Origin of the sequence: Paenibacillus sp. GP183, assembly GCF_900104695.1 — a bacterium.
Taxonomy (GTDB): Bacteria; Bacillota; Bacilli; order Paenibacillales; family NBRC-103111; genus Paenibacillus_AI.
Genome location: NZ_FNSW01000001.1, coordinates 1,806,768 through 1,824,309, shown reverse-complemented (window position 1 = coordinate 1,824,309; position 17,542 = coordinate 1,806,768). Strand labels below are relative to the sequence as shown.

General features: G+C 45.4%; 20 protein-coding genes. 9 read left to right on the top strand and 11 right to left on the bottom strand.

Features of this window, described 5'->3' with window-relative positions:
* Positions 1 to 35 precede the first annotated feature (35 nt).
* The 4 genes from pepF to BLV33_RS09070 form a co-directional block, all read right to left on the bottom strand.
* Positions 36 to 1,826: an oligoendopeptidase F gene (pepF, locus tag BLV33_RS09085; RefSeq protein ID WP_253187012.1), complete on the bottom strand. Its 1,791-nt coding sequence runs from the start codon at positions 1,824 to 1,826 to the stop codon at positions 36 to 38.
* 252 nt (positions 1,827 to 2,078) lie between these two features.
* Positions 2,079 to 2,264 carry a hypothetical protein gene (locus BLV33_RS09080; RefSeq protein WP_253187011.1) on the bottom strand — a complete coding sequence of 62 codons (186 nt, stop codon included), beginning with the start codon at positions 2,262 to 2,264 and terminating at the stop codon, positions 2,079 to 2,081.
* An 85-nt stretch (positions 2,265 to 2,349) separates the two neighbouring features.
* Complete coding sequence (locus BLV33_RS09075; protein ID WP_090790292.1) at positions 2,350 to 3,171, bottom strand: TerC family protein; 822 nt, start codon at positions 3,169 to 3,171, stop codon at positions 2,350 to 2,352.
* Between the two features lie 269 nt (positions 3,172 to 3,440).
* A complete protein-coding gene (locus BLV33_RS09070; RefSeq protein WP_090790290.1) occupies positions 3,441 to 3,674 on the bottom strand; it encodes a hypothetical protein in 234 nt (77 codons plus the stop codon).
* A gap of 185 nt (positions 3,675 to 3,859) precedes the next feature.
* On the opposite strand from BLV33_RS09070, the gene BLV33_RS09065 reads away from it, so the two are divergent.
* The 3 genes from BLV33_RS09065 to BLV33_RS09055 all read left to right on the top strand — a co-directional run bounded on the left by BLV33_RS09065 (position 3,860) and on the right by BLV33_RS09055 (position 5,879).
* Positions 3,860 to 4,567, top strand: a complete 708-nt coding sequence (locus tag BLV33_RS09065) for a class I SAM-dependent methyltransferase (protein WP_090790288.1) — start codon at positions 3,860 to 3,862, stop codon at positions 4,565 to 4,567.
* Positions 4,568 to 4,676: 109 nt separating this feature from the next.
* Positions 4,677 to 4,874, top strand: a complete 198-nt coding sequence (locus BLV33_RS09060; protein WP_090790286.1) for a cold shock domain-containing protein — start codon at positions 4,677 to 4,679, stop codon at positions 4,872 to 4,874.
* A 264-nt stretch (positions 4,875 to 5,138) separates the two neighbouring features.
* On the top strand, positions 5,139 to 5,879 hold the full coding sequence (locus BLV33_RS09055) for a YebC/PmpR family DNA-binding transcriptional regulator (RefSeq protein ID WP_171909071.1): 741 nt from the start codon (positions 5,139 to 5,141) through the stop codon (positions 5,877 to 5,879).
* 58 nt (positions 5,880 to 5,937) lie between these two features.
* Here BLV33_RS09055 and BLV33_RS09050 read toward each other — a convergent pair whose 3' ends face one another.
* The 3 genes from BLV33_RS09050 to BLV33_RS09040 form a co-directional block, all read right to left on the bottom strand.
* Positions 5,938 to 6,585, bottom strand: coding sequence for a nitroreductase family protein (locus tag BLV33_RS09050; protein WP_090790282.1), 648 nt, complete (start codon positions 6,583 to 6,585; stop codon positions 5,938 to 5,940).
* 71 nt (positions 6,586 to 6,656) lie between these two features.
* Positions 6,657 to 7,805, bottom strand: coding sequence for an MFS transporter (locus BLV33_RS09045; RefSeq protein ID WP_090790280.1), 1,149 nt, complete (start codon positions 7,803 to 7,805; stop codon positions 6,657 to 6,659).
* Positions 7,802 to 9,163, bottom strand: coding sequence for a multi antimicrobial extrusion protein MatE (locus BLV33_RS09040; protein ID WP_216234731.1), 1,362 nt, complete (start codon positions 9,161 to 9,163; stop codon positions 7,802 to 7,804). The genes BLV33_RS09045 and BLV33_RS09040 overlap by 4 nt, the downstream gene beginning before the upstream one ends.
* A gap of 138 nt (positions 9,164 to 9,301) precedes the next feature.
* Here BLV33_RS09040 and BLV33_RS09035 point away from each other — a divergent pair, with 138 nt between their 5' ends.
* The 5 genes from BLV33_RS09035 (at position 9,302) to serS (ending at position 13,864) form a co-directional block, all read left to right on the top strand.
* The gene (locus BLV33_RS09035; RefSeq protein ID WP_090790278.1) at positions 9,302 to 9,616 is read left to right on the top strand and encodes a hypothetical protein; all 315 of its coding nucleotides are present in this window, start codon (positions 9,302 to 9,304) and stop codon (positions 9,614 to 9,616) included.
* A 30-nt stretch (positions 9,617 to 9,646) separates the two neighbouring features.
* Positions 9,647 to 10,267: a hypothetical protein gene (locus tag BLV33_RS09030; protein ID WP_139305714.1), complete on the top strand. Its 621-nt coding sequence runs from the start codon at positions 9,647 to 9,649 to the stop codon at positions 10,265 to 10,267.
* A gap of 31 nt (positions 10,268 to 10,298) precedes the next feature.
* Complete coding sequence (locus BLV33_RS09025) at positions 10,299 to 11,321, top strand: tetraprenyl-beta-curcumene synthase family protein (RefSeq protein ID WP_090798789.1); 1,023 nt, start codon at positions 10,299 to 10,301, stop codon at positions 11,319 to 11,321.
* 13 nt (positions 11,322 to 11,334) lie between these two features.
* Positions 11,335 to 12,303 carry a 6-phosphofructokinase gene (gene pfkA, locus BLV33_RS09020; protein ID WP_090790275.1) on the top strand — a complete coding sequence of 323 codons (969 nt, stop codon included), beginning with the start codon at positions 11,335 to 11,337 and terminating at the stop codon, positions 12,301 to 12,303.
* Positions 12,304 to 12,586: 283 nt separating this feature from the next.
* Complete coding sequence (gene serS, locus BLV33_RS09015; RefSeq protein ID WP_090790273.1) at positions 12,587 to 13,864, top strand: serine--tRNA ligase; 1,278 nt, start codon at positions 12,587 to 12,589, stop codon at positions 13,862 to 13,864.
* A gap of 77 nt (positions 13,865 to 13,941) precedes the next feature.
* Here serS and BLV33_RS09010 read toward each other — a convergent pair whose 3' ends face one another.
* Complete coding sequence (locus tag BLV33_RS09010) at positions 13,942 to 14,895, bottom strand: D-2-hydroxyacid dehydrogenase (protein WP_090790271.1); 954 nt, start codon at positions 14,893 to 14,895, stop codon at positions 13,942 to 13,944.
* 140 nt (positions 14,896 to 15,035) lie between these two features.
* Between BLV33_RS09010 and BLV33_RS09005 the strand changes: the two genes are divergently transcribed.
* The gene (locus tag BLV33_RS09005) at positions 15,036 to 15,575 is read left to right on the top strand and encodes an NADPH-dependent FMN reductase (protein ID WP_090790269.1); all 540 of its coding nucleotides are present in this window, start codon (positions 15,036 to 15,038) and stop codon (positions 15,573 to 15,575) included.
* 51 nt (positions 15,576 to 15,626) lie between these two features.
* Here BLV33_RS09005 and BLV33_RS09000 read toward each other — a convergent pair whose 3' ends face one another.
* The 3 genes from BLV33_RS09000 to BLV33_RS08990 all read right to left on the bottom strand — a co-directional run bounded on the left by BLV33_RS09000 (position 15,627) and on the right by BLV33_RS08990 (position 17,532).
* The gene (locus BLV33_RS09000) at positions 15,627 to 16,811 is read right to left on the bottom strand and encodes a putative glycoside hydrolase (RefSeq protein WP_090790267.1); all 1,185 of its coding nucleotides are present in this window, start codon (positions 16,809 to 16,811) and stop codon (positions 15,627 to 15,629) included.
* Positions 16,812 to 16,986: 175 nt separating this feature from the next.
* Positions 16,987 to 17,229 (bottom strand): Sec-independent protein translocase subunit TatA/TatB, encoded by a 243-nt coding sequence (locus tag BLV33_RS08995; protein ID WP_090790264.1) that lies wholly within the window; start codon positions 17,227 to 17,229, stop codon positions 16,987 to 16,989.
* Positions 17,230 to 17,337: 108 nt separating this feature from the next.
* Positions 17,338 to 17,532 (bottom strand): hypothetical protein, encoded by a 195-nt coding sequence (locus tag BLV33_RS08990; protein WP_090790262.1) that lies wholly within the window; start codon positions 17,530 to 17,532, stop codon positions 17,338 to 17,340.
* Between the last annotated feature and the right edge of the window lie 10 nt (positions 17,533 to 17,542).

Genomic DNA, 17,542 nt, shown 5'->3' with positions numbered 1-17,542 from the left:
AAGAAGAGGGCTGTGAAGTTGCATAAGACAAAAATTTATTTTGTAATAACTTCCATCTGATCAATCAGGGAGCTGAAAACGCTCATGGCTCGCTTAATCGGCTCCGGTGAGGACATATCAACACCTGCGCGCTTAAGGATATTCAGCGAATAATCGCTTCCTCCGCTTTTCAGGAAGCCCAGATAACGCTCAACCGCTGGCGCGCCTTCATCCAATATCTGCTTGGCAAAGCTGGTCGCCGCCGAGAAGCCCGTCGCGTATTTATACACGTAGAAGCTGTTGTAGAAATGAGGGATACGAGCCCATTCCATTTCAATATCTTGATCCACAACCATCCCTGGGCCATGGTAAAGCTTGTTCAGATCGTAATAGATCTGGCTGAACTCCTGTGGAGTCAACGCATCGCCTTGCTCAGCCTTGTCATGCGTAATCATTTCGAACTCGGCAAACATCGTTTGTCTGAATACCGTGGTACGGAATTGATCTGCATAGTAGGTTAGCAGGTACAGCTTCTCTTTTGGATCCGTCACCCGTTTTAGCAGGTAATCCATGAGAAGGGCTTCATTCAGGGTAGATGCGACTTCAGCCAGGAAAATCGTATACTGCGCATAGCGGTATTCCTGAGTTTCGTCGGATAGGTATGAATGAATGGCATGGCCCATTTCGTGAGCTAGCGTGAACATGCTGTTAAGGTTGTCTTTGTGATTCAGCAGCACATAAGGATGCGTGCCGTAAGCACCCCAGCTGTAAGCTCCGTTGCGCTTGTTTTTGTTCTCATATACATCGATCCAGTGGTCGTCGAAGCCGCGCTGAAGAATCTTAAGATAATTCTCGCCAAGCGGAGCCAGGCTTTTCTTGATTTCTTCCTTCGCTTGCTGGTAAGTGATATCCATCTTGAATTCTTCGACCAGCGGTGCGAACAAATCGTACATGTGCAGTTCATCCACTTTCAGAAGCTTCTTGCGAAGCTTTAGATAACGCTGAAGCTCAGGCAGCGAATCATGCACAGTGTCAATCAAGTTTGTATAGACTTCCTTCTTGATGTTATCGCCGTAAAGCGACATTTCCAGGACAGATGGATATTTGCGAGCTTTGGCGTAAAACATGTTCTTGTTGATATTGGAGCTCAAGGTTGCTCCGATCGTATTTTTTTGGCCGCGATAGGTGTCATAGACAGCTTCAAAAGCGCGCTTCCGCACATCGCGATTGCGATTCTCCAAGAACTGAATGTAGCTGCCGTGGGTTAATTCCACTTCTTCGCCAATTTCATTTTTAATCTTGGGGAATTTAAGATCCGCATTGTTCAGCATGCCGAAAATCGTGCTTGGCGCACCTGCTATATTACCGGCTTGAGCGAGTAATGCTTCCTGATCTTTGGAAAGTGTGTGCGGCTTTTGGCGAATCATTTCTTCCAGCGATTGCTTATAAAATGCAAGATCGGGATTGTTGACAAGCTTCTCTAGCTGAGCATCGGACAGACTGAGAATTTCCGGAGAAATGAAGGAGGAAGCTTCTCCAACTTCAACGCTTATTTTCCTGGCTTTGTCCGATAAGGCTTGATAAGTAGAATCTGCTGTATCCTCGTGATGTTTCATATTCGCATACACGTACAATCTTTCCGTATGTAAGGATACCTCGTCTTCCAGTTCGAAACATTGTTTTACAGCGGCAGGCTCATGAAGCTTGCCTTCAAAAGCGCTGATTTTGCTTAATGATTCTTTTACCTTTTTATACTCTTGGTCCCAAGATGATTGATCCTTATAAAGATCCTCAAGCCTCCAGCTGTTCTCAACCGGCACTTCCTTACGTTCTAATAATTGACTCATTGGAGCCCTCCTATCATGTTGCCCCTTAAGGGGTTTGGATGCTGTAAAAGCGTTTGTCTGTTTTATAGAAAATGTATTGCTCAGTATTCCAAGCACAACCAGTAAACAAATCCAGCGCATCAGCAACACTCCCGAGTCGACCCAACCGTCATTTAGGACGTCGCAGCCGTTTATCCTTGGTAGTATGACCTGCCATTCATTTCCTAGTCGTATAACCCCATTATATGAAAAACCTGGAACGAAGTAAATTCACTAGCGCATCCGATAAAAGCTGATCACGATCAGCACAAAGGACATCGTTACCATAACAAGAGCCAGAAGTGCCAAATACCTTTTGAATGGAGCGGGGATAGAATCTCTTCTCATGATTAAAATGAGGGCCAAACAAAATGAAACAATGACAAAGGTAAGAATAGATCCGCTGTCCGTCAAGGACATCACCTCGCTAACATGGAAATAAAATGACTATTTCATTATGTTCGCTGTATGAGTGGTAATTCCTCTTGGCTCGGATGAAGGAAGGTTAACCTGCAGACCTGGATTGATGCTCCAAATCAACTTTTACCAGCATATAATCGCCTCGAGCGTTCCTTTCAACGGTATATTGATCTTCCGGTTCCATCTGGGCTTGATCACTAAGCTCTTTAGGCAGGGTCAATTGTCCGTGATCGTTTACTTCCACAATATAACCAACCATCTTGCTCCATTTGCCCGCAGCGAGCACAGCTGCAATCAGGAAGGTGATCAACATCCATTTGGCAACTACGTTCGCTTCGAAGAAGGGTTCGAGAAATTTTTCTCCCGTAATCATTTTGCCGGCCGTAAGCGCGAGCACTCCAGAGCCGATGTAGAGGATCCAGGGGAATTTCTCCATCCATTTAATAAAAAGTGTGCTGCCCCAGACTACAATGGGAACGCTGACGAGCAATCCGATCAAGACCAAAAGAAAATCTCCGTGGGCTGCTCCGGCAACGGCAATAACATTGTCCAGACCCATGACGGCATCAGCAACTATAATCGTTCGAATGGCGGCCCACATTCCGCTTTTTGCAGCTACATCATGATTTTTCTTTTCTGTCAAAAGCTTATAGGCTATCCACAGCAGCAATAATCCACCAACGAGCAGCAGTCCGGGGATTTTGAGCAGCACCACGACGACCATGGTTGCAGCAACACGAATGACGATTGCGCCTGAAGTGCCCCACAAGATAACCTTCTTTTGTGTTCTGGGATCCAGATTCCTCGCCGCCATGCCGATGACAATGGCATTGTCTCCTGCAAGCACAAGGTCAATCATAATGATGCTGAGTAAAGCCGTAAAAAATGCCGCCGACAGGAATTCCATGCCAAATCCACTCCTTTTTCTATAGTTTATAAAACAAAAAGCCAGTCACCGGACACCGGCGAAGGCTTTTTTATAATCAAAAAAGACCTTCACCATGTGCATGGCAAAGGTCTTGCTAACAACGTATATCCACGTTGCCAATAAAGCCGGGGATCGTTTAAAGATCCCGAATTGACGACTTTACTGTTACTAGCTACTCCCCTTTGGAGTGACGATTATTAAGTTATCCTGATTATAAACAGTGGACAAACCGTAAGTCAAGGATTCGGCTAAACTTCACTAAAAGCTTGCATAATGGCATTCCATTCTTCTTCAGTTCCGTCGAAGCGCTCTTTGGAAAATCTTTCGTTGGCCCAATGCAGCATAGCGGGTCTCCCCAGAAATGTGTGGGATTCCTCACCCCACTGATCGGTGATTTCCGTCAATACAATTTTCGACCCGTGTACTTCTACGTTCATCATGTTCCATTTATCTTTTTTGTAGATTTGGTGCTTCTTAATCATTTGCCGTAACGCCCCATTCAGTTCATATTGGACCCATCATACATGAAGCCGTATATGAAATCAAGAATTAACCCATTGTCAGTTGATTAAAAAGATGATAAAATGCCTCCAAGCCTCAGGCATTTACAGGGTGATAAAGATAAGCCGAGATGAGCCGAGAAGAGCTGAGAAGAGGAGAGATGAGCATGGAAATGAAAAACTTTTACCAGCAGGCGGGCGTAGCCATGACCTGCAGATCTTATGAGGAATACGTAAGAATGTTTGATCTTGATGGCTTGCAGCTGCAGGGCAAACGAGTTCTTGATGTGTCAGGGGGAGCTTCATCATTTACAGCCGAAGCTGACTTAAGGGGCATCCTTGCTGAAGCATCCGATCCTTTGTATGTAATGTCCGCAAAGGAAATTGGCGTACACGGTTTGGAGGAAATCAAGCTTTCCTCGTCCAAGTTAGCAGGGCTGCAGCATCTGTACAATTGGGATTACTACGGCAGTATTGAACGCCACCGGGCTGGACGGGAAAGAAGCTTGGGCTTGTTTTTGGAAGATTACTCACGCCCTGACTCGAGGGCCCGCTATCACACCGGATCTCTGCCTGAGCTGCCTTTTAATGAAGGAACTTTTTCATTGGTGCTTTGCAGCCATTTTTTGTTTTTATATGAGGAGCAGTTTGATTATTCCTTTCACCTGGCGGCTTTGAAGGAATTGCTGCGTATTTGTAAAAAGGGTGGAGAGGTTCGTATTTATCCTCTTTTGAATTTTCGTACTGAGCCTTATGGCAGGCTGGATGAGCTCTTGCGGGCATTGGAAGAGGAAGGAGCGGCTGTGCAGCTTTTGGACTCTAAGCTCCCTTTTCTCCCGAATTCCAAGCAGTTTTTGCAGATTATTAAGCGCTAATCGCCCAATATCTGGGGCTTGCATTGCTCTGCAAGTTGATTTCCATGTTGGATAATGATATAATTTTCCTATTCGTCACAGATGGCGATATTTTTAGGAGGTTGTTCATTTGAAGGGTACAGTTAAATGGTTTAACGCAGAAAAAGGCTACGGATTCATTTCAGTTGAAGGTGGAGACGATGTATTCGTTCACTTCTCAGCGATTCAAGGCGATGGATTCAAATCTTTAGATGAAGGCCAAGAGGTTGAGTTCGACATCACGCAGGGCAACCGCGGTCCTCAAGCAGCTAACGTCACCAAATTATAAGAACTTGGGATAACCCACTTATAAATAGTGTCATAGCACAAACGACAGAACAGTTTCCGAAGCGATTCGGGACTGTCTTTTTTTTGGTTGATTAGAAAGTATAAGTTTTTCTAAACTTATCTTGCTTCGCATCAACCTTGATAAACGCGCTCGTCATTTAGGACGGTGCAGCCGTTTATCCTTGGTTGAGCATTTCAGCTTTGACCGTAACCCGCCGCAAATGGTAAACTAGTCATGCAAAATGATTAAGGGGAGCGTAAGATCATGAAGTTTAAATTGTTTAAAGATCGCAAAGGTAAAGCCGATCAGGCCAAAAATAATCAATTTGTGAAGCTCGGCCGGGAAATTTATGTAGCCGCACGCAAAGGGGGTCCCAACCCTGATGCCAATTTTGCTTTGAAGACGGCCATCACCAATGCCCGACAAGTTCAAATGCCGAATGATAATATCGAGCGCGCCATCAAGAAAGCGGCAGGTGCCGGTGAAGGCGTGGAATATGAGGAAATCATCTATGAAGGGTACGGTCCCGGCGGTGTGGCCATTATGGTCAAATGCCTGACGGATAATCGGAATCGGACGGCTGCGGATGTCAGAGCCGCTTTCAATAAGCGCGGCGGTAATATGGGTGAGTCCGGCTGCGTCGCGTATATGTTCGACGAGAAGGGCGTACTGGTGCTCGATCGGGAGGAGCTCGAAATCGAAGAGGACGAGCTGATGCTTCAGGTGCTGGAAGCCGGTGCTGAAGATCTGATCACGCAAGAGGACAGCTTCGAAATCCAGACCCATCCGCACGAGCTCGAGACGGTTAAGAACGCGCTGGAACAGCAAAGCTTCCATTTCACATCAGCAGCGGTCCGCTGGGTACCGCAAAATACAGTGCAGGTGGACGGTGAGAATGCCGAGAAGCTGCTGAAGATGATGGAAGCCTTCGAGGACAATGATGACGTCCAAGACGTATTCGCGAATTTTGAAATCAGCGATGCTGAGATGGAACGTATCGGGTAAAAGTCGATTTAAAAAAGGATCCATGAGCTCAAACTCACGGAACCTTTTTTGTTGACTTTTAATCAACAATGCGTAAAATCTCATCCACTTCTTTGCGCGGCAGCCGGCCAGGATGCTCAGCGGGATGACCCAGCGAGATGACCATGTTAATCTGCGATTCGGCGGGGATATCGAGATAGGCACGCAGCTGATCTTGGGCCAGCAAGACAGGGCCGGTCATAGGACAGGTCGCAAGTCCTTTGGCATGCGCGGCAAGCATCAGGTTTTGCGAAGCCAGGCATGAGCTCTTGATGCCTTCTTCCGCCCACACTTTTTCATCGACAAATCCGATCGGATCAAAGATTTTATCGCGAAATTTGGATGTGTACGGTGTGGCTAAACAAATAATCAGCACAGGTGCATCCGAGAATGCTGTTGCATAAGGGCCAAATGATTTGGTCAGGAGTCGGGCTTCCTTCGTTAAACCTTTCTCATCTGCTGCCGATGCCTTGAGATGGAGCTGTTCCCAGGTCAATTGTTCGATCTCTTTAATTTTAGCCTTGTTCATAACGGCAATAAACTGCCATGTCTGCGAGTTCGTATCACTCGGCGCATAACGGGCACAGTCAATGATTTCTTGGACATCTTCCACAGAAACATGCTGCTCCGTAAACCTGCGAATGCTGCGTCTGCCAAGCAAAACTTCTTTAAATGCTTCATAATTCATCGTATGTGCTACCTGCCTTCATAAAATGGATATTAATCATAATGACAATGAATCTGCTTGGCAATGACAGCTTAAGCTTCTTTTTGCATCAAATGTGTCACTAAAAAACCAATAAAGGCCAGAAGCGACAACAGCGAGCCCCACAAATACAAAACGCTGCCACCCCATACGTCAAAAATCCACCCGCCCACTACCCCACTGATCAAACCAGCTATACTGGACCAGGTGACCGTGAAAATGGCTTGTCCCGATGAGCGGTATTCGTCAGGCACGAGCTGCCCCATGTAGCGAATCGCAGTAAAGAGAAAAATACCGAATGAGAAGCTGTGCATCAATTGGATCCATACGACCCAATGAGGATTTTGCACGTAACCCATTATAAGAAACCTGACTGAATAAATCAAACCGGCAAATGCCATTAAAGGAAGCTCCTTGAAGCGATGGCCGAACCTGCTAAGCAGGAAGAACACAGGAATCTCGCTTAACGCAGATGCCATCCAAGCATACCCGATTATCGTGTCCGGCGCACCCAGCTGCCGTAAATAAAGCGCCAGAAAACCGTCATTCATGCGGTGAGCAATTGACATCGTCATGACCAGAAAGAGGAACCAAAGAAACTTGCGGGAACTAATAATTTTAAAAATGCCGCCAAATTCGATCTTGCTCTGACTACTCCTTGCATCCTTCAGAAATAATGTTATGGCCAGCGAAATGAAAATACAAACGGCGGTCAAGGTGTACGTAAGTCCTGAGCCGTAGAGTTTGAGCAGCAAACCGAAAAAACCGGCAGCAAAAGCAAATCCAATGGATCCCCATATGCGAAATGAAGCATAGCTTCTTCCGGATTGGCTGACACTGAGCATCAGTTGGGAATCATTAAGCGAGTTGACAGGCTGCTGAAAAAAGAAAAACACACCCACAAATACATAGAGCAGTGCGAACAAATCGGTATGAAAGATAAGATAAGCAGCAACGACTTGGCCAGTGAACAGCAGAATCATGATTTTTTTTACAGTTTGATATTTATCGCTTAACAAGCCCCAGGCCAGGTTCGAAAAAATCCCGATCATGGGGCCAACGGAATAAAGCATCCCGATTTCTATTTTGGAAAAGCCTTTGTAATCAAAATAGAGCGGGAAAAATGTGACCAATATGCACATGGTCATGTAAAAAGAAAAAGTAAATCCTTTTAAAACGATCTCTTCTGATTTGGTGTTCATGGTGCAATATCACTCGATTTCTTATAGAATTCTGACTGACCGACCAAGCGTTCCTTGGTGGAGGAGGAAATCTTCATTACATACAAGACCACACACAGCTCCGATAAACTTCCTAACGATTGAGCGATTGCTCCTATAGCGCCATTCCAGCCAGGTGTAAAGATAACGCAAATTATTAAGGCGGCTAGCGTGACACCAACATTCACGGATTGCGATTTGATCATAACCTTAGTTTGTCCCCTCAGCATGATAATACCGTTGATGAAATCCAGCCACGGAAAGACCAAGGTTAAAATCATAAACACCCGCAAAGTGCTGAGGCTGGCTTGCATAAGTTCATTATTCACTCCCATTACATGCATCATGAACCACGGACCTAATGAAGTATAGCCCAATATTGCCATTAGTACACTAGGTATAAATGCTACGAATAATGAAAACCGCAAAACAGCTTTCGGGTCCTTGGTGTAGAAATTTAATACAATTTGATGCATATATGAAAAAAAGCTTTGAACAAGCTGCGTAAGGCTTCCGGCGATGGCAAAAGCTGCAATCGCTAGATGAATATTAACTGTTTTGCCCAGCATGGCATTAATGGCAGGACCCACAATAATGGCAATAAGAGAAGAAAGCAATAAGGGTCTATAAAAACTTAAGATTTGGCTTTTTGTTTCAATGGGATGGCCCGGCGCTTTTTCCGGAATGACTTTACGCAGCAGCGAACGACCCTCCCATATGCTGACAGATGCTTCTATGATCATACCGACAAGGAAAATGATGGCGCCGACTTCGCCGCTTTCGATGGGACCTCGATGAATGAAGTACAGAGACAGGATATACATGCCAACAAGCCGGATAAACATTCCAATGGTCAACCACTTGGTTCGCAGATTAAATATAATAATGCCATGAAATAAACAGCGCAGGCCGGAAAATATACTGACGAACATCAGGATACGGTAAACGTCTATGATTGGACCAAGGAGATCCGCTTCAACGCCGAAAATGTATTTAAACAACCATTTTCCTATAGGTGTAAAAGCAATGATAAATCCGAGCAGCAGCATGCTTATCAATATATAACAGCTCACAACTGCCATGGATCGGAAAGAAATTCGATCCCTGACCAGAGCTGAACAGGTTTGCCTCAGCAGCACAGAAGGCCTCTCCGTCAAGGCGAGCAAGCTCATCGGAAGTGCATAGCTGGCAATAATCAGCTCAGGATTGACGGATCTTGCCAAGGTGCTGTTGATAATCACATGCGATAAGGTAACCAATGTCGCTGACAGGCCAAGAGGAAGAAAAAAGTAACAGAGCTGTTTATAAGAAACAGCTCCTGCATGCTGGTCCACAGACATCAATGCCTCCCCTAAGTGTTAAAGATTAGTTAAGTATAGCAGAAAACAACACGCAGTTGACATACAATTTTAACTGGAACCGAGCCTCATGAAATGGTACATTTAAAGATAGACATGGTTTTTAAGGAGGAAAGACAGATGAGTTACTCCTTTCTATATAATGAAAGATTGGGCATTGAGCTGCCCGTTTTGGAGCAGGAATGGGAGGAGTATTCCGAGAAGGATCGCTCTGATCTTCTGTTTCGGTGGGAGCAAATCAGAGGTACCATACCTGATCGCATCCATAAGCTGGAGGCTGTCATCATTCACAAGCAAAGCCAGTTGGATCGGGAGGATGATTTCCCGGCATCCTGCCAGCTAAATTCGGAGATCGCAGAACTAGCAAGTACAATTAACGATTTGCACCTTTGGTTTCGGATCAATCAAGAGGTGGATGTGAAGATACATTCATAGATGGGCCAATCGTTGAGAGGGGATGCCAGCATGACAAGTGTGAGGCAGCAAACAAGCAATATCATGGCAATGGCGAAGATCCTTTTTACCCATAAGCCTTTCCTAAATCCCATGCAAGTCTGGAATCCGGAGATGGATAATCAAATCCAAGCTTTGGAGGAATCCTTTGGAATAAATGAAAATGAGTTTATGCGGGCTATCCAATCCGGTCTGTATCTTTGGAATGAAAATCTGGAGTCCTCTCATGTCATTTCCCAGGAAATCACAAGCCCTACAGGCAGCTATTGGCATGGCTTGATTCACCGGATGGAAGGGGATTTCAGTAATGCAAAGTATTGGTTTAATGATGCTCGTCACCACCCTATTTCAACTCAGCTTGTCTCAAGCCTGAGAGCTTACTTAACCATGGAGCAATTGGCAAAGCTGGACAATGAAACACTGCGCAGCAAGCTTGAGGTGTTGGTAGCATCACCTGTCTGGAATCCCGCTGTTTTTGTTGACGCCGTCGCGCTTCAGCTTATGCATGTTCAGGATTCACTGGCAGAAGAATGGTTGAGACAAATTCAGTATTTGGAAATGAAGCTGTTGTTGAATTATTGCTATGAACAGAGTTATGGAGGAAGTCTTCTTGAAGCAATTGAACAACAGTAGGGGATTGGTACCCAGTGGACCGATCGTTCTTATGTTTCGTATATACCGCTTTGTGCTTCCCGAGGTAAAAAACCATCTCCAGTATTGGAAGGAAGCAGTTAGCCGAATACCGGACCCAGAGCTGAGAAAACAAGCCAGGGACAGCATTACAACCAAAGAATTTCATTGTATAGGCGGCTCTGTTTATGCCTCTGCCAATTTGCATATGCGCCATGTGCTTATTCCGCTCATTGTAGCCTTTCAGACTATAAGCGATTATCTGGACAATCTTTGCGACCGAAGCACCTCTTTGGATGCTCAAGATTTTCGGCAGCTTCATCTTTCCATGCTGGATGCTGTTGATCCGTCTGCGCCGATTCATGACTACTATGCGTTTCGTGAAGAGCACGAAGATGCTGGCTATCTGAATGATTTGGTCAAAACCTGCCAATCCTGCATTTGTTTACTGCCGTCTTATGCCTTAGTGGCAGATCCGGTCAAGGAACTTGTCAGCCTTTATTGCGATTTGCAGGTCTATAAACATATACAGAGGGATCTGAGAGAAGCTAAGCTCTACGATTGGTGGCAAAAGCACAAGGAGCTAAGTCCCCAGCTTCGCTGGAATGAGTTTGCTGCAGCAACAGGATCTACGTTAGGCATGTTTATGCTTTTTTTGGCTGCATCCAATCGGCAGCTTCAGCAGGATGAAGTTGAGCAAATCAAGCAAGCCTATTTTCCTTATGTTTGCGGCTTGCATATTTTGCTGGACTATTTGATCGATCAAGAAGAAGATCGGGTTGGCGGAGATTTGAATTTTTGCAGCTATTATGAGAATAAGGATCATATGGGTGAACGGATTGCCTTCGTGGTGGAACAAGCTCGTCTGAAAACTTTATGCTTGGAACATCCAAGATTTCATCGTATGATAATTGAGGGTTTACTGGCGCTTTATTTATCCGACCCCAAAGTAAAGGGCCAACAGAAGGTCAAGCAAATATCCAAGCGTCTTATGAGAAACAGCCCGCTCACCCGGATGTTTTTCTGGATCAATAGTCTGTTTATACGTACAATTTAGGAGGAATCGTGTGATGTCAGCAGTAAAATCGATAGCAGTTTTAACCAGTGGCGGTGATTCACAGGGAATGAACGCCGCAGTCCGTGCGGTTGTGCGCAGCGCGCTTTACAACGGCTTGGAGGTTTATGCCGTGCAGCGCGGTTATCAAGGTTTAATTAACGATGATATCCGTCAAATGGATTTACGCAGTGTGGGGGATATTATCCAGCGCGGCGGAACGATCCTGCAGACTGCTCGCTGCAAGGAGTTTTTGACTGAAGAAGGGCAGCAGCTTGGAGCTGATAACCTTCGTAAGCGCGGCATTGACGGTCTCGTAGTCATCGGCGGAGATGGTTCCTATAAGGGTGCAAGTAAATTAAGCAAGCTGGGCATCAAAACAATGGGACTTCCAGGTACGATTGATAACGATATTCCCTTTACGGATTTCACGATAGGTTTCGATACAGCCGTAAGTATTGTTGTGGATGCCATTAATAAACTGCGGGATACCATGACTTCTCATGAGCGCTCTTCAATAGTCGAGGTCATGGGAAGGCATTGCGGTGAAATCGCCCTCTATGCCGGGCTAGCCAGCGGAGCTGAAACCATCCTGGTTCCGGAAATTCCTTTTAATATCGCTGAGGTTGCCACCCGGATGAAAGACAACTTCGCCCATGGGAAAAGGCACAGCATCATCTTGGTTTCAGAAGGTGTCTGCAGCGGAGAACAAATAGCTACACAAATCACCGAGTGCAATGGCATAGAACCGCGAGTTACCGTTCTTGGACATATCCAGCGCGGCGGAGCACCTACCCATAACGACCGTATTCTCGCCAGCCGATTAGGCGACTTTGCCGTTCGCAGACTGATTGAAGGCGATTCCTCCAAAGCATGCGGCGTTCTCAAAGGCGAGCTCGTGGCAACCGACATTCACCAGGTGGTAAGCACCCAGCGTCCTTTTAACATGGAAATGTATGAGCTTGCGCTTCGCTTGTCTCAATAGGTTGATCTTTTTAGAGTCCTCAATTATACTAACATCACAACATTAAATCGGTATTATGTCTATGAAGAGATTCCAACTCGGAGACGCTTATGATTGAGACGATGGCTGGCATGAATCGACTCTAAATAAGCCGGCATCGCCCGTTACAGCGGAGACCAAGAGGATTAACGCATGCGGAAGCGGCGATAATCAAGTTGGGTGGCACCGCGAGCAGAACGCTCCTCGTCCCAATCGGATGAGGGCGTTCTTTGTCTTTTCATAAAAAAAGAACGGTGGTGCCAAGATGCTGGACATGAAGTGGATACGCGAAAACCGTCATGAAGTGGAAGAGGCTGCTCAAAAAAAAGGAATCATTATTCCTTTGAGTCGCCTGCTTACGGTTGATGAAGAACGAGGGAAAGTGCGTCAACGTATCGATGAACTGAGGGAAGCACGCAATAAGAGTACAGCTAGAGTAGCTGAACTCCTAATGAAGCAAAACCATATTGAAGCAGAGGATATCAAAGCGGAGGTAAGGGATAGAAATGCTGCCTTAAACGAGCAAGAGACACGGTTGGCTGAACTGGAGCGTGAATGGAAGCAACTGATGCTGCTCATTCCGAATATCCCTTCCAAGGATTCGCCGATTGGAGTAACGGATTTGGATAATGTGGTCGTCAAGACCGTCGGAAAGCTTCCGGTGTTTGCATTTGAAGCCAAGGATCACCTTGCTCTTGGGGAACAATTGCAATTGTTCGATATCCCCAGAGGTGTCAAGGTTGCGGGTAGTCGCAATTATTTCCTCAAGGGAGCCGGCCTTTATTTGCATAGAGCCGTTCAGCAGCTGGCCATTGATTTGCTTTCTGATCGAGGCTATACCGTGATGGATGTACCGCTGATGCTGAAAGAGGAAGCTCTGGAAAATACAGGATTCTTTCCGCACGGAAAAGACCAGACGTATGAGCTTTCGGATGAAAGCAAATGGCTGGTTGGAACATCGGAAGCTTCCCTGATTTCTTATTTTGGGAATGAGGTTGTCGATTTATCGAAAGGCCCGATTCGTTTGGCTGCAGTCTCCAATTGTTTTCGCAGGGAAGCGGGTTCGGCTGGGCGCGATGTTCGAGGTCTTTATCGGGTTCATCAATTTGCAAAAGTGGAACAGGTTATTCTTTGCAGAAATGATCTTGGGGCAGCAGAGGAGATGCTGACACAAATCACCGAAATGGCAGAGCATATCCTCCATCTCCTGGAGCTTCCCTATCGCATAGTTGCAGTATGTACCGGAGATATGGGGCTCAAAAATCACAAGCAGTTCGATGTAGAAACATGGATGCCAAGCCGTAATGCTTATGGGGAGACTCATTCTGCTTCCAGCTTACTGGATTTTCAAGCACGGCGCTCAGGACTGCGATTTCGTAATGAGGAAGGCCGCTTGGCTTACTGTTACACGTTGAATAACACAGCAGTGGCGACTCCAAGAATATTGATTCCATTGCTCGAGAATCATCAGCAAGCGGATGGATCCATTTACATTCCCCATGCCCTAAGGCCATACATGAGAGGAGAGGATCGAATCACGTAAACAAATAAGATAAGATCGCATACAATAATCCCCCATCCTAACCGGGATTCACCGGTCTGATGGGGGATTAACTAATTTCAATATCCTTCTCGAAGATTCACTACGTTCATCAGGGGTTGCCCGGCTATGTATTGCTTCAGATTGTGATAGAAGATCGGCGCTGCTCTTTCGATATAATGATCCGTAGCACCTGCAATGTGTGGTGTCAGAATAACATTGTCCATGGTCCAGAATGGTGACGTTTCTGGCAAAGGCTCTTGCTCAAAAACATCCAAGGCTGCTCCGGATATAGTCCCATTTTTTAACGCTTCAATGAGTGCTTCCTCATCGATCACATCGCCTCTGGCTATGTTAATGAGAAATGCAGATGACTTCATTTGCTGGAATTGCTCTCTTTTTATTAAATGGTGCGTTTTGGGAGTGCTGGGCAGCAGCAGAACGATGAAGTCGCTTTTTTGGAGCAAGGTAATCAAACCGTTGTCACCTGTCAAAATTTCATTAAAATGAGGCTGAGCTGCTCCGCTTCGGTTAAATCCGATGACTCTCATATCAAAGGCTTGGCATTTGCGGGCAACGGCTTCCCCAATCGCTCCGGCACCGAGGATACCTACGGTCTTACCGTAAAGCTCATCGAAGGAAAGCTTCGGATCCCATATTTTCTCATGCTGATGCTTCAGGAATTTGTTGGTGTTTCGTACCCGTTGCAGCATGACGCCTATAGTGAATTCACTCATCTGCACAGTGTGGACGCCTTTTCCATTCGTGACGATAATATTTCGCTTGATAAACGCCTCCAGAGGAAGCTTATCGATACCTGCAGCTAACGATTGTACCCAGCGGAGCTTGGGTGTTCTCTCCATGATTTCCGGATCCAAACGGCCCGCGGTCAGCAAGATTTCGGCATCCGTGAGAAATTCATTGGCTGCTTTGGTGTTTTTGCACCAGATGAACTTTATCCGGCTTCGCACTTCATCCGGCAGATTGTCTCTTAATTGGGAAAGGTCCATTCCTGAAATCGCTACAATGTTCATGCTCTTCAACTCCTCTTTAGGATATCTATACCTCAATTATAACGGAAAACATACCCAAGAGTGAAAATGTATTGCCTTGTGCAAAAAAACGATTCTGATAAAATACAATTACAATTATACAACGCGAGTGGGAGGTTTATATGAAAATCGCGATCATTTCAGGAAGTAATAGAGCTTCCAGCAGCAGCAAGCTTCTCGCCAAATATGTCGGTTCAAAGCTGGAGGAAAAAGGATGTGAAGTCACCTTTCATGATCTTTTTGAAAAGCCGGTTCCTTTTTATTATCCGGACGAAAGAGATCAAGTCGATGATGTCAATTTGCAGCTTCTCGCAAAAACCGTTGCGGAAGCAGATGGTATTGTCCTCAGTTCACCGGAATATCATGGAGGACCAACAGGTGTACTAAAAAATGCCTTGGACCATTTAGACTCCGAACATTTCGACGGTAAAATTGTACTTGTCATGAGTTCTGCAGGCGGTGCGGTTGGAGTAAGCACCCTCCAGCAGCTTCAAGTTATTGTGCGTAACGTTCACGGGATCAATTGCCCGGAATGGATTTCTATTGGAGGGGATCAACGTCGATTTACTTCCGAGGGAGAGCCGGAATCGGAGTTGATCAAGAAGCGAGTTGCACGTACACTGCAATATTTCGTAACGATGATTGTAAATTTCCGCAAATAAAAACAGCGGGAAACGGATATATATCCGCTTCTCCGCTGTTCGCTTATTTAATTAATAATTAACATCTGCTGTATAATTATTATTGGCATTCCATAGCAGGAACTCATGAATGCCGTTCGCTTCAAGCCCGCGTATTTGTTCTTCAACTTCATGCTTGCCGTATTTGATATATCCCTTGACCCATGATGCGGTAAAATCTTGAATCCATGGTCTAATAACAGGCTTGAGTCCGGACTTTTCAATCGGTGCCAGCTTCTTGTTCGTATCGATCATGGCTCCATTGATGGTGGCAAAGGGTGCAGCGTCCGGTACTTTGGAACCGAACCAACCTTCACTGTAATGGCTGGGATAAACCATTGGACTGATCACATCTACATTTTCCGAAATTTTTACGAAATCCTGGCCAATCCCTTCAGCTGCAGGAACCGATGCGGCATAACCAAATATATCAACGGACACTCTAGCACCGAGCGGTTCAATTTGTTCTCTCGCGTATTTCACGAACTGCGCAACGGCATCGATGCGGGAGCGATCATCTTTGGTATATTTGAGAATATCGGCCCTCTTCTCAAAGCCCTCCGGAAATCTTACATAGTCAAATTGAATTTCTTTGAAACCGGCTTTAACCGCTTCTTTGGCAACAGCGATGTTATAATCCCAGACCTCTTTGTTATAAGGATTCACAAAGCTGTCCGGCGGATTCTTGGAATTTCCCCAAAGGGTTCCATCCGGATTCACAAACGATAAATCCGGCCTTTTTTTGGCCAAAACCGTATCTTTGAAAACTACAATTCTAGCAATTGGATAAATTTTATGTTCGGTTAAAGTATTCATAAGTTTAGGCATGTCGGCAATAATTTTGTTCGTAGTACCCATGGCTTCCAGTTCTGGATTTCCAGTATTCCAGGTTACATAGCCCCAATCATCCTTTACGTCAATGACCATGGCATTTAACGCAGTATCATCCATTAATTTGACCAGTTTTTCCATTCTGCCGCCATCTGCACTGTGAGCGGTGACATAAATTCCTTTTACAACAGGAGCATCCTTTTGTGGATCTTTCTTGTTTATGGGAGCTAATGGATCGACTGCAACTTCGGTTGGTGCCGGTGTAACTTGAACGATAGCGTTTTTGGCTTCCAAAGAAGCTTGAACCAATTGCTCGATGTTGGTATCCGGATGTGTAGCAGTCACATTCCCCCAGATCATCATTAATGAAGCGAGTAAAATTTCCATGCTGAATAAGTCCTCTCTAATTCAATCTACCATCCATTATAAATGAACTTGTTCGTCTCGCACATAGGTATTTTGTAGAGTTTTGATGAATAATCGAGCAAGAGATATGGTACATTGGTCAGAAAAAAAAGCATCCGGATGAGACCGGATGCTTTTGCTGCCAGATACTTGTGTTTTACTTCGGCAATTGACTATTTGGACCCGACGGGGTCACATCATTTTTTGGCCCTTCGGCAGGTTGAATCTCTTTGCGCGCCTGATTATGATCGTCGTTAGCAGAATTGCCGCTGGTCGCGTCTTTGAATTCCCTAAACATTTTGCCGAAACCTCGTCCGAGCTCAGGCAGTTTACTGGGTCCAAATAGCAGCAAAGCCACAATTGCTATCAATATAAAATGCCAAGGGGATAAAGCACCCATAATTAGACACCTCCGCTTTCTTATAGGTTCTATCATACCATGTCTTTATAGTAACTATACACCACAAATATTACAAAAGGGTAAACTTTGTGAGAAAAAAAACACCCTTTAATGAAAAAGGGTGTCCTTTTGATGTTCCGAAATGCTGTATTGAATTATTTCCATGACATCTTGCGCCTCAAGGGCTTCAATCCCGTTTCGCAGAACGATTTCGGAATTAAGCTCGCTGAGAGTCAAAAAACCTGCCAATTCCGGCGATACTTTAAGCACAATCCTGGATAACTTCACTGTTTCCACAAGCATCACCTCTCCA